A 14481-nucleotide genomic window follows, 5' to 3' on the forward strand; every position below is an offset into this window, starting at 1 on the left:
TCACCCGGCGACCTCCGGCCCGCCGCTCGTGTGCGCCTCGTGCTGGGTGACGACGTTGCGCCACAACCGGTCGCGCTCCTCGGCCGTGAACAACGCCGATGGGATCCCGAAAACGTCACCCGCCGCCGTCCACCAGGCTTCGGGCGACTCGATCAGTTCCTTGGCGCCGTGACGGCTCAAGGTGAGCGCTCGCAGGGTGTCGATGCCCGCCGCGTCCCGCCGCTGGATGACGCAGACCCGCACGAAGCCGGACTCCGGCGCCGTCGACAGCCACGCGTGCTTCTCGGTGAAGTCGGCCATCTCGGCCGGGCCCGGCGCGAAGTCGAAGCCGGTGAAGCTGCCCGACGGGTCGTGGTCGAACCGCCAGCCGCCCGGCACCACCTCCGACGGCCGCAGCCGGTAGGTGTGCGGGCCTTGGGTGTAGGTGCCTTCCCGTAGGGGCAGTGGCTCGTGGATGCCGTCACCCAGCCCGGCGTCCACCAGCCACGTCGCCGACGGGTCCTCCGGCAGGCCGGTGACGGTCAGCGCCAGGTGGTTCCGGTCGACGTTCGGCGCGTCGGACGCGCTGCCCTGCACCCCGCCCAGGTGCCGCGTGACGTCGTAGCCGAGCTCGCGCAGCAGCGCCGAAAAGGCGCCGTTGAGGTGGTAGCAGTAGCCGCCGCGGCCCCGCAGGATCCGCGCCAGCGACGCCGACGGCGCCAGCGGTGTCGGCCGGCCCAGCTGGACCTCGATCGCCTCGTACGGCACGCGCTCGACGTGCGCGGTGTGCAGCCGCCCCAGCGCGGCCAGGCTCGGCGGCTCCGCGTCGAGGCCGAGCCGCTCCAGATATCCGGTGACATCCATGGCTCGAACGCTAGCGGCGACCACCGACAAAAACCCCGGATCAGGGATTTCACCCGAGGCGGGGCCACCGGACCCGGACGTAGCCTCGAAGACGTGAGCACCCTGCCTGTGACCCCGGACCCGGCTTCCGACACCGCGACCGACGCCCGCAAGCGCGTGCTGCCGCCGAAACCGAAGGCGGCCGCGCTCGTCGCGTTGTCCTTCACCCTGCTGCTCTACCTGGTCGAGCTGGCCGACGTGATCCTGCCCGGCGACCTGACCCAGGGCGGCATCCACTCGCGCGAGCTGTCCGGCCTCGACGGTGTGCTGTTCGCCCCCGTGCTGCACGTCGGCTGGTCGCACCTGTTCGCCAACACGGTGCCGGTGCTGCTGTTCTCCTTCCTCGCGATGGCCGCCGGGATCGGCCGGTTCGCGCTGGTCACGGCCATCATCTGGCTCGTGTCCGGGCTCGGCGTGTGGCTGATCGGGCCGGCGAACGCGGTCACCGTCGGCGCGTCCGGGCTGGCCTTCGGCTGGCTCGCCTACCTGCTGGTCCGCGGCATCTTCAACCGCGCGGCCGGGCAGATCCTGGTCGCCGTGGTGCTGCTGGGCATCTGGAGCGGGATGCTGCTGGGCCTGCTGCCGGGCAACACCGGCGTCTCCTGGCAGGGGCACGTCTTCGGCGCGCTGGCCGGGGTCCTGGCGGCCTGGCTGACCAGCCGCACGGGGAAGTCGCGCAAAACCGCTCCCGCGGTCACGGGTAACCTCGAGGTGTGACCCTGCCGCTCGCTGATGCCCCGATCGGTGTGTTCGATTCCGGCGTCGGCGGGCTGACGGTCGCGCGGGCGATCCTCGAGCAGCTGCCCGCCGAGCAGCTCCGCTACGTCGGCGACACGGCGCACAACCCGTACGGCCCGCTCCCGATCGCCACCGCCCGCAGCTACGCGCTCGCGGCGCTCGACGAGATCGTCGAGAGCGGGGTGAAGGCTTTGGTGATCGCCTGCAACACGGCGTCCGCGGCCTGCCTGCGCGACGCGCGCGAGCGCTACGACGTCCCGGTGATCGAGGTCGTCCTGCCGGCCGCGCGCCGCGCCGTCGTCGCGACGCACACCGGGCGCGTCGGCGTGATCGGCACCGAGGGCACCGTCCGGTCGCGGGCCTACGAGGACGCCTTCGCCGCGGCGCCGGGCATCACGCTCACCAGCGTCGCCTGCCCGCGGTTCGTGGACTTCGTCGAGCGCGGCATCACGTCGGGGCGGCAGGTGCTCGGGCTCGCGCAGGGGTACCTGCAGCCGCTGCTGGACGCCGAGGTCGACACGGTCGTGCTCGGCTGCACGCACTACCCGCTGCTGCAGGGGGTGCTGCAGATCGTCATGGGCCAGGAGGTCACCCTGGTGAGCAGCGCCGACGAGACCGCGAAGGACGTCGTCCGCGTGCTGACCGAGCGGGACCTGCTGACGACCAGGGAAACCCCGCCGCGGCACGAGTTCCTGGCCACCGGCTCGGCCGAGCCGTTCACCCGGCTCGCCCAGCGCTTCATGGGCTTCGCCCCGGGTGTCCTCGCTCCCACCACCGCGTGATCACACCTTCCGGCGCTTAGGGTGGCGAAGTGCGACTGACCATCCTCGGGTGCTCCGGCAGCATCCCCGGGCCGAACGCCGCCGCGTCCGGTTACCTGGTCGAGGCCGAGGGCTTCCTGCTCGGCCTCGAACTGGGCAACGGCACGCTGGCGCAACTGCAGGCCGTGGCCGATCCGTTCGACCTCGGCGCGCTCGTGCTCACCCACCTGCATCCCGATCACTGCGCCGACGTCAGCGCACTCACCGTCCTGCGCCGCTACCACCCGGCGCCGCCGTACCCGGCCCGCCCGCGGCTGCTGCCGCTGTACGGGCCCGCCGACGCGCCGGTCCGGCTCGCGAACGCGTACGCGCCCAACGAGACCGAGCGGGCCGGCACGGACCTGTCCGACGTCTACGCCTTCCACCCGCTGCGACCCGAGCCGTTCCGGATCGGGCCGTTCGAGGTGGTCGCGGTCGAGGTGGACCACCCGACCCCGGCGTTCGGCCTGCGCGTCTCCTACGGCGGACGGATCCTCGCCTTCACCGGAGACACCGGCCCGTGCCGGGCGCTGAACGAGCTCGCCGACGGCGTCGACCTGCTGCTCGCCGAAGCGTCCTGGACGGACTCGGCGGAGCGCCCGGCGGGGGTGCACCTGTCCGGCAAGCAGGCGGGTGAGCTGGCGCGCGACGCCGGTGTCGGGCGGCTGCTGCTGACGCACATCGCGCCGTGGACCGATCCGGGAGCGGTGCTGGCCGAGGCCGCGGCCGAGTTCCCGGCGGCCGAGGTCGTCAAGCAGGGTGCCGTCTACGACGTCTGACCGGTGCGGTCCTAGAGTGCTCTTCGTGGCTCGAAAAGATGGCAGGAACGACGACCAGCTCCGCGACATCAAGATCACCCGGGGATTCCAGCAGTGGCCGGCGGGGTCCGTGCTGATCGAATTCGGCAACACGCGGGTCCTGTGCGCCGCGAGTGTCACCGAAGGGGTGCCGCGCTGGCGGGCCGGCTCCGGCCTCGGCTGGGTCACGGCCGAGTACGCGATGCTGCCGTCCGCGACGAACACGCGGAGTGACCGCGAATCGGTCAAGGGCCGCATCGGCGGCCGTACCCACGAGATCTCCCGGCTGATCGGCCGCTCGCTGCGCGCCTGCATCGACCTGGCCGCGCTGGGCGAGAACACGATCGTCATCGACTGCGACGTCATCCAGGCCGACGGCGGCACCCGCACGGCCGCGGTGACCGGCGGTTACGTCGCGCTCGCGGACGCCATCACCTGGCTGTCCGCGGCGAACCGGCTCAACGACCCGCAGCCGCTGTCGTCCTCGGTGGCCGCGGTGAGCGTCGGCGTCGTCGACGGCCGGGTGCGCCTCGACCTGCCGTACGAGGAGGACTCGCGCGCCGAGGTCGACATGAACGTGGTGGCCACCGACGCGGGCACGCTGATCGAGGTCCAGGGCACCGGCGAGGGCGCCACCTTCGCGCGGTCCACTTTGGACAAGATGCTGGACCTGGCCCAGGCCGGCTGCGAGGAGCTGACCCGCCTGCAGAACGAGGCGCTGGCGCTGCCGTACCCGGGTGAGCTGCCGGAACCGCGTCCGGACAAGAAGAAGGGCTCGAAGTGACGAAGCTGCTTCTGGCCACCCGCAACGCGAAGAAGCTCGGCGAGCTTCGGCGGATCCTGCTCGCCGAGGGCATCTCCGGCATCGAGGTCCTCGGGCTGGCGGACGTCCCCTCGTTCCCCGAGGCGCCGGAGACCGCGCCGGACTTCGAGGGCAACGCGGTGGCGAAGGCCCGCGACGCGGTGGCGGCGTGCGGCCTGCCGGCCATCGCCGACGACTCGGGCATCGCGGTGGACGCGCTGAACGGCATGCCGGGCGTGCTGTCGGCCCGCTGGTCGGGCGCCCACGGCGACGACGACGCCAACCTGAACCTGGTGCTGGGGCAGCTTCGTGATGTGCCGGACGAGCGTCGCGGCGCCCAGTTCGTCTGCGCGGCGGCCCTCGTGCTGACCTCCGGTGAGGAAACCGTTGTGCGCGGCGAGTGGCGCGGAACGCTGGAGCGTTCACGTCGGGGCACCAACGGTTTCGGTTACGACCCGATCTTCCGCCCGGACGGGGAGACCCGGACGTCGGCGGAGATGGAGCCGTCCGAAAAGGACGCCGTCTCGCACCGGGGACGGGCGCTGCGGGCGCTGCTGCCGGCGCTGCGGGAGCTGGCGGAGGGCTAGCCGCCGGTCGTTTGTGGACGGTCGTCTTCGCCCGGCGGGCGGACGGTCTTCGGTTGCCACGCCTTGCGGAAGGCGCTGACGGTGAGCCGGGCGTTCACCGGAACAGCTGGCGCACCGAGGTGAGGTGCCGCCTTCGGGGCGGCCGAGTGCGAGGGACCGCGGGCTGAAGCCAGGCCCGAAGACCTCCAGGACCGTGCCCAGGGTTTCGAGGTGGCGGACCAGGTCGCTGGCGAGGACTTCGTCGTACGCGCTTCGTGAGTGAGAAACAGTGTCAGAGCACCGTTTCTCACTCACGACCGGCCCGCCGGTACAGCGGCCTCGTGACCTTTTCGGTGAACTGCGGCACGCCCCACTGGCCGCATGACACCGGCACTTCATCGCTGCGCGGGCCCTCCTTCGGCGCGCCCAAGCAGTGCCCGCAGCGGCGACGAGTGTCGCGGTGCAGCTTTCGTGCGTGCCGGCGGCTGGGGGCGCGAGCGTCGCCGCGGCCGGCACGGCCGCGGCGAGCACCCGGAGCGAGCGGTCAGGCGGTGATCAGGCGGCCAGGCCGAGGTCCCGGATCAGCTTCGCCACGTGGCCGGTCGCGCGGACGTTGTAGAAGGCGTGGGCGATCTTGCCCTCCGGGTCGACGACGAACGTCGAGCGGATCACGCCCATGTACTTCTTGCCGTAGTTCACCTTCTCGCCGTACGCGCCCCACTCGGTGATGACGGTCTTCTCCTGGTCACCCAGCAGCGGGAAGGTCAGCTCTTCCTTCTCGACGAACTTCGCGAGCTTCGCCTGCTTGTCCGGCGAGATGCCGACCACCTGGTAGCCGGCGTCGTTCAGCTCGGCGAGGTTGTCGCGGAAGTCGCAGGCCTGCTTGGTGCAGCCCGGCGTGCTCGCCGCCGGGTAGAAGTAGACGACCACGGACTTGCCGCGGAAGTCGCGCAGGGAGACCTCCTTGCCCTCGCTGTCGGGCAGGGTGAAGTCCGGGGCGTCGTCACCCGGGGAGAGGCGATCGGTCATGCGTCGAGCCTAACGGGCGCCGGCTCAGGCGGTTCCGCAATACGTGACCACGGCTTCTTCGGTCGTGCTCGGCCGGATCCGCAGCCGGAGCTGCGTCTGGTCCTGCGGCATCGCGAAGGCGAAGGTGACGTGCACCGAGCGGCCCGGCAGCACGTCCTTGCCGGCGTCGGCGATGCCGGTGAAGCCCTGCGTCGTGTCGACGACCTGCTTGACGGCCGTGCCCTGCTCGGTGGCCGTGACCGTGAGGCCGGAGAGCTTGTACGTCGCGGAGCCGGCGTTCGTCAGCTGGACGTCGAAGGCCGCGCCGCGCGGGCTCTGCGGGTACGCCGACTGGCTGGGCTTGAACGACTGGGGCGAGCCGACCGAGATGGTGAGGCCGCTGGCGAACCGGTGGTCGGCGCCGAACTTCAGGTCGTTGCCCGCCTGCGCGGCCGCGGCGCCGGCGGGGGAGCCGCCCGCGCCGAGCGCGGCGGTGCCTTCCTGCGCCGAAGGGACCCCGCACGCCACCGCCAGGCCCAGCAGTCCTGAGGTGAACATGATCTTGCACGTGCGCGCGAGCGCCATCGCGGGTACTCCAGTCGGCGGTTCGGGGGATGCCGTTCGGCAGCGGGGTGTGCCGGGCGAACCCGCTCCACTCTGGCCGTGATCGCTCGGGGTTACGAGGCGCCACGGGGGGTTGTCGCGCACCTGGTGCCGCCCCGTGGCCAATCCGTGACCGGAACGGCACGGGTGGTGACAATCACCACCTACATGCCACTTAAACGGCGAGCGCGAACAGCAGGATGAAGATCGCCACCCCGGCCACCCAAGCGGCCATGAGCCAGCCGAAATCGCGGACCGGGTCGACCGCGCGGCTCTCCTCGCCGGGCACGTAGACGCCGCGTTCCTCGAACCAGTCCGCCCACCGGGCGAACCAGCCGAACGGGTTCCGCGACGCCATGGTTCACCTCCGGGTACGGGCTTCCCCGTCACCCTACGGGTTCGGCGCCGGAGACCGGAAGGCGCGTGATGATCAGGAATTTCGTCCCGGGACGGGCCCGGCCGCCCGCTCATTCGAGCGCGTTCGACGCCTTCGATCGGACGTCGTGGACGGCGGCCGACCGGGACCGTGCCACGCCGAGTGGTCCGGTCCTCGGGCGGCGCGCTTTCGCCGGACCCGATCGGTGGGACAGAGGCGGTCGCGCTGGGTGATCCCCTCACCGCCCGCAATCCGATGCCCCACGGTCGAGTGAACCTCGGCGTCACTCGTGTAGAGCTTTTCGGCGTTCTCAGACGACGTCGTTGCGCTGCAGCACCGACACGGCACGCACCGTGGCGTACCCGCGCCATTCGAGCTCGGCCGCGGGCGAGTAGCTCGCGAAGTCGACCCGCCAGCCGCCGTCGTCCTGCTGCTCCCCGGCGAGCCGCCTTAGCTCGGCGTCGATCACGTCCTGGGAGAACAACGCCCGCGCCGGCCGGTCCGGCAGGGGCGCGAAGTCGAGGGCGCGCAGGGTCTCGCCCTCGGAACCGCCGGCCACCGCGGCCAGGCCGTCGGCCGGGACGAACGCGCCGAGGTGGTCCAGCAGCTCGCCCGCCTCGGGGTGGAGGTCGTGGGCGGCGTCGGCGAACTGCACCGCGAACGAGAGCGCGATCGCGTGCGGCGCCTCGGAAAGGGCCCGGATGGCGTCGAAGCAGTACCGCGTCGCCCCGGCCAGCCAGGGGTGTTCGCGCACGGCCCGGTCGTGACGCGCGACGCGCAGGGCGACGGCGGCCGCGAAGGCCGTGCTCTGCAGCGTGGCTTCCGCCGGATCGGCCTGGACCCAGAACGGCGCGCAGCCGGCCGGGTCGGCCACCGGCAGCGCGAACGGCAGCCCGCCGTTGGGACGGGACGCCTGCGCCAGCCAGTCACAGAGCACGGCCGCGTGCGGCGAGGTGTCGGGCGCGATGTCCTCGAAGACCTCGAACGCGTGCAGAGCGCCACCGGGCTGGCTTTCCGGCGCCCGCAGGTCCGGCTCCAGGCCCCAGCCGTACCCACCGTCGGGATTGCGGTAGCCGTCAACGGCGGCGAGCACGGCTTGCGCGTCGGTCTTGCCCTCCAGCAGCTCGAAACGGCGTCGGTCGAGGAGCCGGGCGTGCGTGGCCATGAAGGACGCCGCCGCGGAAAGGTTCGCAGTCACCCGGCCAGGGTCGCACCCGCTGAGGCGGCGGTCTTGAACGGATCGGCGCGTCGGGGCGGCGTCGGGCGGGCTGGGCCGCCGTCGCCGCGTTCGGGTCCGGCGGTGCAGTGGCGGCACCGGCGAGGGGGCGGTTGGACTGAAGACGCGGTGCTGCTCAAGGCGACTGCGGCGGCCTTCGCGGGTTACCTCGCCGCGTCCGGATCCGGCGGCGCTTCAGCCGGCGGTCAGCGGCGGGCACCCGGTCGGCGTGAAGGCGGAGGCGCCGGTCAGGCCAGCTGCTGAGGCTTCGTCCGCACTGGCCGACCTCGCCGCGTTCGGGTCCGGCGGGCGGGTGGCCGCGCCTGAGCGGGCGACGTCGCCGCGTCCGGATCCGGCGGTGCGTCGGCTGGCAGCGGCCGCGGGGTGAGTGGTCGGCGTGAGGCCGGATGAGCCGCTCGGGCAGCTGCGGCGGCTTCGCTGTTGGCGGCTCGCGCCTGAGCGGGCGGCCTTGTCGCGTCCCGATCCGGTGGCGCGTCGGTCCGCGGCACCGGCGAGTGGGCCCTCGGCGTGAAGGCGTCGCGCCGGTCAGGGCAGCTGCGGCGCCGGGGCGGCGGCCTCGCGCAGCCGGGCCGCGTCCTGGCCGGGCGGGGCGCCGAACAGCCGGCGGTACTCGCGGTTGAACTGCGACGGGCTGTCGTAGCCGACCAGGTGCCCGACACCCGCGACGTCGCCCGCGTCGGCGACCAGCAGGGACCGCGCCTCCTGCAGCCGGATGCGCTTCTGGAACTGCAGCGGGCTCATCGACGTCACCGCGCGGAAGTGCCGGTGGAACGCCGACGGGCTCATTCCGGTCAGGCGCGCCAGCTCGTCGATGCGCATCGGCTCGGCGTAGTTCTCGCGGACCCAGCGGATCGCGCGGCTGACGTGGGACAGGCTGCTGTCGGCCAGCCCGATCTGGCGCAGCAGGCCGCCGTGCGGGCCGGTGAGCAGGCGCCAGAGGATCTCCCGCTCGATCAGCGGGGCCAGCACCGGCACATCCGCGGGGTGGTCGAGCAGGCGCAGCAGCCGGGCGGTGGCATCGAGCAGGTCGACGCCGGCGTCGCCGGTCGCGATGGGGGACGTGTCGCGCGGCCGCGGCCGGGGCGGCGTCTCCAGCAGCAGGGGCGCGATGGCCGCGGGCCGCAGCTCCAGGCCCATGCCCAAGGCGGGCGTCTGCGGTGACGCGTCGACGAAGTGGCCGGTCACCGGCAGGTCCGTGGTGACGAGCAGGTACTGCCCGGTGCGGTATTCGTGCACCTGCTCGCCGAGCAACAGGCGCTTGCCGCCCTGCGCCATGACGACCAGCAGCGGCTCGGTCAGCGAGTGGTGCGGCTCGGCGGAGTCCACTTTGGACAGGAGCAGGCCCGGCACGCGCGTCCGCAGGTCCGGGCGGGCGTGCGCGGCGACGAGGTCGCGGATCTCGGCGAGGAGCATGACTCGACACAATCAACTCCGGCAGGAATGTGCAAGAGGCCGCGTGGATCGATCTACCACTGAGCTGGTGAATCGCGTTTCCTGGTAGTAGCCGATCCGACACGCAAGGAGCGTTTCATGTCACTCGACCACTACGTCACCCTCGGCCGGTCCGGGCTGCGCGTCAGCCCGTTCGCCCTCGGCGCGATGACCTTCGGCGAGGACCCGGGCGGTGCCGGCTGCAGTGTCGAGGAGTCCGAGAAGATCCTCGCCTCCTACCTCGACCGGGGCGGGAACTTCGTCGACACGGCCAACTTCTACACCAACGGCCACTCGGAGAAGATCCTCGGCGACTTCTTCGCCGCCCAGCCCGGCCGGCGGCAGCACGTCGTGCTCGCCTCGAAGTTCTTCGGCAACATGTTCCCCGGCGACCCGAACGGCGGCGGCGCGGGCCGGGCGTCGATCATCGCCCAGCTGGAGCAGACGCTGCGGCGCCTGCGGACCGACTACCTCGACCTCTACTGGCTGCACAACTGGGACCGCGGCACGCCGATCGAGGAGACCATGCGGACCCTCGACGACCTGGTGCGCGCGGGCAAGATCCGGTACGTCGGGTTCTCCAACACCCCGGCGTGGGTCACCGCGCAGGCCCAGACGACCGCGCAGCTGCGCGGCTGGACGCCGCTGATCGCGCTGCAGGTCGAGTACTCGCTGCTGGCCCGCACGGTCGAGGGTGAGCTCGGCCCGCTGGCGCTCGACCAGGGGATCGCGCTGACCCCGTGGAGCCCGCTGAAGAACGGCTTCCTGTCCGGCAAGTACCGCCGCGGCGCCGACGTCGCCGACTCGGCCCGCACGGCGTACGTCGGCGGCCCGGGCGACGCGGAGTTCGCGGTCATCGACGTCGTCGCGGCGATCGCCGACGAGCTCGGCACGACCTCCGCGGCGGTGTCCCTGGCCTGGCTGCGCGCCCGCCCGGGCACGGTGGTCCCGATCGTCGGCGCGCGGCGCCTGGAACACCTGACCGGCAACCTCGCGGCGCTGGAGATCACCCTCGCGGCCGACCAGCTCGCGCGGCTGGACGAGGTGTCGGCGCCGACGCTGGACTACCCGGCCCCGATGCACGGCGCCCAGCGCGCGATGCTCCAGTTCGCGGGCACCACGGTCGACGGCGAGCCGTCGGCGGTCTACCCGCCCCTGCTGCAGAGCGACGTCCGCTACTGACCGCTCACTCGGGCCAGGACGGCGTCGAGGCTCTTCCGGACGCTGTCGCGCAGGCCGTCGCCACGCAGGTCGGCCAGGAACTGCTCGTTGATGCCGCCCGGGGTCATGTGTTTCCCGGCCAGGTCCTCGAGCGTGCCGGAGTGCTGGAGCAGCGTCCGGCCCAGCTCACCGAAGACGTGCGCCACGTAGGCGTCGGCCTCTTCGGACGCGACGCCGTGCTCGGTCATCCAGTGCGCGATGGTGGCCAGCTGGTCGAGGTGCGCGGCGAAGGTGGCGGTCGCCGTGGAGAACGTGGCCAAGGCCGGCTCGTCCCGCGGGACGACGACGTCGCCGACGCTCTCGAACAACGTCCGGGCGACGGGGTCGTCGGGGTAGACGGCGGTGCGGCCGGCGCCCCGGCTCACGGTCGGCAGCGGGATGGACCGGACCTGCCGGGCGGCCGGCGCGGTCCACTCCCGCAGTTGCTCCAGCGACACCCCGGCCAGCACGCTGACCACCACGTGCGCCGGCCGGAAGACGAGGCCGGTCAGCACCTCCCGCGCGACCTGCGGGCGTACCGCGACGACGATCGTGGTGGTGCGGTCGAGCACTTCCTGGTTGGTGCCGCACACCCGCACGTTCGGGAACCGGGCGGCCAGGGCGTGCGCGACGTCGTGGTTGCGCGGCGACAGGAAGACGTCCGGCGGGTCGGCGACGCCGGTGCCGAGGCCTTCCACGATCGCGGCGGTGATCTCGCCGGTGCCCACGAACCCGTACGACTGCATGGCGAACCCTAACCGCGGAACGTGCGGCGGTAGGCGTCCGGGGCCACGCCGACCGTCCGGTGGAAGTGGCGGCGCAACGTCGTCGCCGTGCCCATGCCGACCGCCTCCGCGATGGCGTCCACGCTGCTCGCCGACGTCTCCAGCAGCTCCTGGGCGCGGCGGATGCGCTGGGTCAGCAGCCACTGCAGCGGGGTGGTGCCGGTGACCGCGTGGAAGTGGCGGGTCAGGGTGCGGGCGCTCATGTTGGCCTGCCGCGCCAGGTCGTCGACCGACAGCGGCCGGTCCAGCCGCTCGGCCGCCCACGGGAACAGCTCGGTCAGCGGGTGGTCGGCCCGGTCGGGCACCGGGGCGGGGACGAACTGGGCCTGCCCGCCGTCGCGGTGCGGGGGCACGACCAGGAGCCGGGCGATCGAGTTGGCGACGGCCGAGCCGTGGTCGGTGCGGACCAGGTGCAGGCACAGGTCCATCGCCGCGGCCTTGCCCGCCGACGTCAGGACGCTGCCGTTGTCGACGTAGAGCACGTCCGGGTCGACCTGGATGCCGGGATAACGCGCGGCGAGCGCGCCGGTGTGGGCCCAGTGGGTCGTCGCGCGCAGCCCGTCGAGCAGGCCGGCGGCGGCCAGCACGAACGCGCCGGTGCACAGCGACGCCACCCGCGCGCCGCGCTGGTGAGCTTCGCGCACAGCGTCGAGCAGGTCGGCCGGCGGGTCCACGTCGACGTCGGCCCAGCCCGGGACGAGCACGGTGTCGGAGCGCGCCAGCCGGTCGAACCCGTGCTCCGGCGCCAGCCGGAACCGGCCGACCAGGACCGGGGCCGAGCCGCAGACGGCGAAGTCGTACCGGGGGTTCTCGCCGAAGACCTCCGACGCGATGGCCAGCTCGAACGACAGCATCCCGTCGGTCGCGGCGAGCGCCACTGTCTTCATGTCCGGAATTGTACGCATGATGGCGTTCCGGACACTGGTCGCGCGACGCCGCCGTCGTGAGGATGGCTGAATGACATCGGTACTGGTTTACGGCGCCTACGGGCACACCGGGCGTTTCGTGGTGGCCGAGCTGCGCGAACGCGGGTTCGAGCCGATCCTCTCCGGCCGTGACGCGGCGCGCCTGCCCGGCGGCCGGGTGGCGACGGTCGACGACCCGGCGTCGCTCGACCGCGCGCTGGCGGGCGTGGCCGCGGTGATCAACACGGCGGGGCCCTTCGCCGAGACGGCCGCGCCGCTGATCGAGGCGGCGCAGCGGGCGGGCGCGCCCTATGTGGACGTCGCGGCCGAACTCGAGGCCAACCTCGACACGTTCGCGCGCGCCGCGGACGGCGTCGTCGTCCCGGCGATGGCGTTCTTCGGCGGGCTCGGCGACCTGCTGGCCACCGCGGCCATGGGCGACTGGACGAGCGCGGACGAGATCCACGTCGCGTACGGCCTGAGCGGCTGGCACCCGACGGCGGGAACGCTCGCCGCGGGCCGCGTCTCCCACTCGCGGCGTGGCGGCCAGCGCATCCGGTTCGCCGGCGGCCGCCTGGAGTACCACGACGACGCGCTGCCGAAGCTGACTTGGCCGTTCCCCGAGCCGCTGGGCCCGCAGCCGGTGCTGGGCGAGTTCACGATGGCCGACGTCGTCACGATCCCGAGCCACCTGGCCGTCCCGTCGGTGACGACGTACCTGACTTCGGTGGCGGCCGCGGGCCTGTCGGCGGCGCAGGAGCGCGAGGGAGCGCCGGAGACGTTCGTGGTCGACGTCGTGGTGCGGTCCGGCGGCGAAGAACGCCGGATCACGGCGCGCGGCCAGGACATCTACGCGGTCACGGCGCCGCTCGCGGTGGAGGCGGTGGAGCGGATCCTGACGGGCCGCACGAAGACGAAGGGCGTCGCGTCGGCGGGGGAGCTGTTCGACGCCCCGGACTTCCTGAAGGCGCTGGCGCCCCACGTCACGATCGACTGAGCTCGAGGATCGCGCTCGCCACTTCCGAACGGAGCAGCGTCGACCAGATGATCTCGCCGGGCGCCGGCTGCATCTCCGCGAGCGGAGACGGCTCGGGTTGCCAGTCGTCCGGCGCGACGCCGGGAACGCAGTCGAGGAGCAAGGCGAAGATCGCCGGATCGGGGACGCCTTCGGCGATGATCGCCAGGTAGGCCTCGTGATCCTCGCCGACACGCACCAGAGCCTTGACGCGATGGTGTCGGAACTCGGCCACGGCGAGGTTTCCGGTCGTGAGCGACAGGGAGACGAGGTCGATCACCATTCGCTTCATCTCGCGGCGCCAGGCCACTGCCTGTTCGGCCGTGACGCGCTTCCAGTCCCAGTCGCCGGGGAGGAGACGTGCGGTCGAAACCGTCTTGCCGTCGGTGCACTCGCGCTTGATCGACTCGTAGAAGTCCCGCTGCGGACTGTCGGCTCGGCGGTGTCCGGCCGCGCCGATCCACCACCTGCCGACATCGCGTGGCAGGCCCTCCGGCAGGCCGTCGTCGTACAGCCGGGTGACGACGGCACGCTGGTCGCCGGTCTTGACCTTGAACCACACCCGGTCGCGCAAGGCGAGGATTCGGCTGGCCCCGCCGGCGTCCCGCAGTTCCGGGACGGCCTGCGCGGCTGCGACGACCGGGTTGCCGATCTCTTCGAGTGGGTGGCCGAGGTCCGGCAGCGAAAGGCCGAGATCGGCCAGGCATCTCTTCGTCGGGCGGACGCCGATCGGGACCTGGGTCATGATCGAAATATCAGAGAACCTCGTGACGGCGAGTGCCGACGGTCATACGCTGAGCTACTTCGGCAGGCCGCCGAGGTCGTCGATCTCGGCGGCGCTGAATCCGGTCATCAAAGAGACAGCGGCAGCGTCGGAGCCGTTGAGCTGGCCGAGTGCGGCCTTGACGCCCGCGTTGATCTCGTCGCGGTGAGCGTCGACGTACTCGCGGACAGCGGCATCGACGATGTCCTTCTTCGAGCGCGACAGGAAATGAGCCGCGTGGGACACGAGTTCGTCGGTCGCGGCGTCTACCTTGATCGGCGCGGTGGCGGCCATGACCGGACTCCCCTCGATGTGATGCGAGCGCTCTCGTGGTACCAGGGTACCAGTGGGTACCTCGATGGGTGGCGTGCGTGTTTCCCGGCCCAGCACGCGATGCGTAGTGCTCGGCAGGTCAATTCGAAGGTGAAGGCGCTGGCGCCCCACGTCACGATCGACTGGGCGCGGGGGAATCGAGTGGGCCCGGAGAGACTCGAACTCTCACTGGCACGGACCTAAACCGTGTGCCTCTGCCAATTGGGCTACGGGCCCTGCGCATCCGGAAGCGTAGCGTGC

Annotated in this window: 17 protein-coding genes and 1 tRNA gene; 7 read left to right on the forward strand and 11 right to left on the reverse strand. The window is 72.3% G+C overall.

The window, feature by feature from the left end:
- Entirely contained in the window at positions 1-843 is an 843-nt protein-coding gene (locus tag ACGFMK_RS06570) for an arylamine N-acetyltransferase (RefSeq protein WP_392759012.1), read from the reverse strand.
- A 102-nt stretch (positions 844-945) separates the two neighbouring features.
- Between ACGFMK_RS06570 and ACGFMK_RS06575 the strand changes: the two genes are divergently transcribed.
- Genes ACGFMK_RS06575 through rdgB form a run of 5 tightly spaced genes read left to right on the forward strand, consistent with a single transcriptional unit; the run spans position 946 to position 4606 of the window.
- Positions 946-1599, forward strand: a complete 654-nt coding sequence (locus ACGFMK_RS06575; RefSeq protein ID WP_392759361.1) for a rhomboid family intramembrane serine protease — start codon at positions 946-948, stop codon at positions 1597-1599.
- Positions 1596-2402: a glutamate racemase gene (gene murI, locus ACGFMK_RS06580; protein ID WP_392759014.1), complete on the forward strand. Its 807-nt coding sequence runs from the start codon at positions 1596-1598 to the stop codon at positions 2400-2402. Before ACGFMK_RS06575 ends, murI begins: the two co-directional genes overlap by 4 nt.
- Positions 2403-2431: 29 nt before the next feature.
- Positions 2432-3199, forward strand: coding sequence for an MBL fold metallo-hydrolase (locus ACGFMK_RS06585; RefSeq protein WP_392759016.1), 768 nt, complete (start codon positions 2432-2434; stop codon positions 3197-3199).
- A 25-nt stretch (positions 3200-3224) separates the two neighbouring features.
- A complete protein-coding gene (gene rph / locus ACGFMK_RS06590) occupies positions 3225-4001 on the forward strand; it encodes a ribonuclease PH (protein ID WP_392759018.1) in 777 nt (258 codons plus the stop codon).
- Positions 3998-4606: an RdgB/HAM1 family non-canonical purine NTP pyrophosphatase gene (gene rdgB, locus ACGFMK_RS06595; RefSeq protein WP_392759020.1), complete on the forward strand. Its 609-nt coding sequence runs from the start codon at positions 3998-4000 to the stop codon at positions 4604-4606. Before rph ends, rdgB begins: the two co-directional genes overlap by 4 nt.
- Before the next feature lie 534 nt (positions 4607-5140).
- Here the strand turns inward: rdgB and bcp are convergent.
- From bcp to ACGFMK_RS06620, 5 genes are all read right to left on the reverse strand, one after another.
- A complete protein-coding gene (bcp, locus tag ACGFMK_RS06600; protein ID WP_392759022.1) occupies positions 5141-5614 on the reverse strand; it encodes a thioredoxin-dependent thiol peroxidase in 474 nt (157 codons plus the stop codon).
- Between the two features lie 24 nt (positions 5615-5638).
- Entirely contained in the window at positions 5639-6178 is a 540-nt protein-coding gene (locus ACGFMK_RS06605; protein ID WP_392759024.1) for a hypothetical protein, read from the reverse strand.
- 193 nt (positions 6179-6371) lie between these two features.
- Positions 6372-6554 (reverse strand): hypothetical protein, encoded by a 183-nt coding sequence (locus ACGFMK_RS06610; protein ID WP_323322651.1) that lies wholly within the window; start codon positions 6552-6554, stop codon positions 6372-6374.
- Between the two features lie 328 nt (positions 6555-6882).
- Positions 6883-7770, reverse strand: a complete 888-nt coding sequence (locus tag ACGFMK_RS06615) for a hypothetical protein (RefSeq protein ID WP_392759026.1) — start codon at positions 7768-7770, stop codon at positions 6883-6885.
- A 564-nt stretch (positions 7771-8334) separates the two neighbouring features.
- The gene (locus ACGFMK_RS06620) at positions 8335-9222 is read right to left on the reverse strand and encodes an AraC family transcriptional regulator N-terminal domain-containing protein (protein ID WP_392759028.1); all 888 of its coding nucleotides are present in this window, start codon (positions 9220-9222) and stop codon (positions 8335-8337) included.
- A 117-nt stretch (positions 9223-9339) separates the two neighbouring features.
- Between ACGFMK_RS06620 and ACGFMK_RS06625 the strand changes: the two genes are divergently transcribed.
- On the forward strand, positions 9340-10422 hold the full coding sequence (locus tag ACGFMK_RS06625) for an aldo/keto reductase (protein ID WP_392759030.1): 1083 nt from the start codon (positions 9340-9342) through the stop codon (positions 10420-10422).
- Here the strand turns inward: ACGFMK_RS06625 and ACGFMK_RS06630 are convergent.
- On the reverse strand, positions 10416-11186 hold the full coding sequence (locus tag ACGFMK_RS06630; protein WP_392759032.1) for an NAD(P)-binding domain-containing protein: 771 nt from the start codon (positions 11184-11186) through the stop codon (positions 10416-10418). The two genes, ACGFMK_RS06625 and ACGFMK_RS06630, sit on opposite strands and share 7 nt — an antisense overlap.
- A gap of 8 nt (positions 11187-11194) precedes the next feature.
- Positions 11195-12112: a helix-turn-helix domain-containing protein gene (locus ACGFMK_RS06635; RefSeq protein WP_392759034.1), complete on the reverse strand. Its 918-nt coding sequence runs from the start codon at positions 12110-12112 to the stop codon at positions 11195-11197.
- Between the two features lie 70 nt (positions 12113-12182).
- Between ACGFMK_RS06635 and ACGFMK_RS06640 the strand changes: the two genes are divergently transcribed.
- Positions 12183-13127, forward strand: coding sequence for an NAD(P)H-binding protein (locus ACGFMK_RS06640; RefSeq protein ID WP_392759036.1), 945 nt, complete (start codon positions 12183-12185; stop codon positions 13125-13127).
- On the opposite strand, the gene ACGFMK_RS06645 is transcribed toward ACGFMK_RS06640, so the two are convergent.
- The 3 genes from ACGFMK_RS06645 to ACGFMK_RS06655 all read right to left on the reverse strand — a co-directional run bounded on the left by ACGFMK_RS06645 (position 13114) and on the right by ACGFMK_RS06655 (position 14457).
- Positions 13114-13890 carry a hypothetical protein gene (locus tag ACGFMK_RS06645; protein ID WP_392759038.1) on the reverse strand — a complete coding sequence of 259 codons (777 nt, stop codon included), beginning with the start codon at positions 13888-13890 and terminating at the stop codon, positions 13114-13116. The genes ACGFMK_RS06640 and ACGFMK_RS06645 overlap by 14 nt on opposite strands.
- Positions 13891-13944: 54 nt before the next feature.
- The gene (locus ACGFMK_RS06650) at positions 13945-14202 is read right to left on the reverse strand and encodes a hypothetical protein (protein ID WP_392759040.1); all 258 of its coding nucleotides are present in this window, start codon (positions 14200-14202) and stop codon (positions 13945-13947) included.
- 181 nt (positions 14203-14383) lie between these two features.
- A tRNA-Leu gene (locus tag ACGFMK_RS06655) sits at positions 14384-14457 on the reverse strand.
- Positions 14458-14481: the final 24 nt, after the last annotated feature.

The organism is Amycolatopsis sp. NPDC049252 (assembly GCF_043197175.1).
Classification (GTDB): domain Bacteria; phylum Actinomycetota; class Actinomycetes; order Mycobacteriales; family Pseudonocardiaceae; genus Amycolatopsis.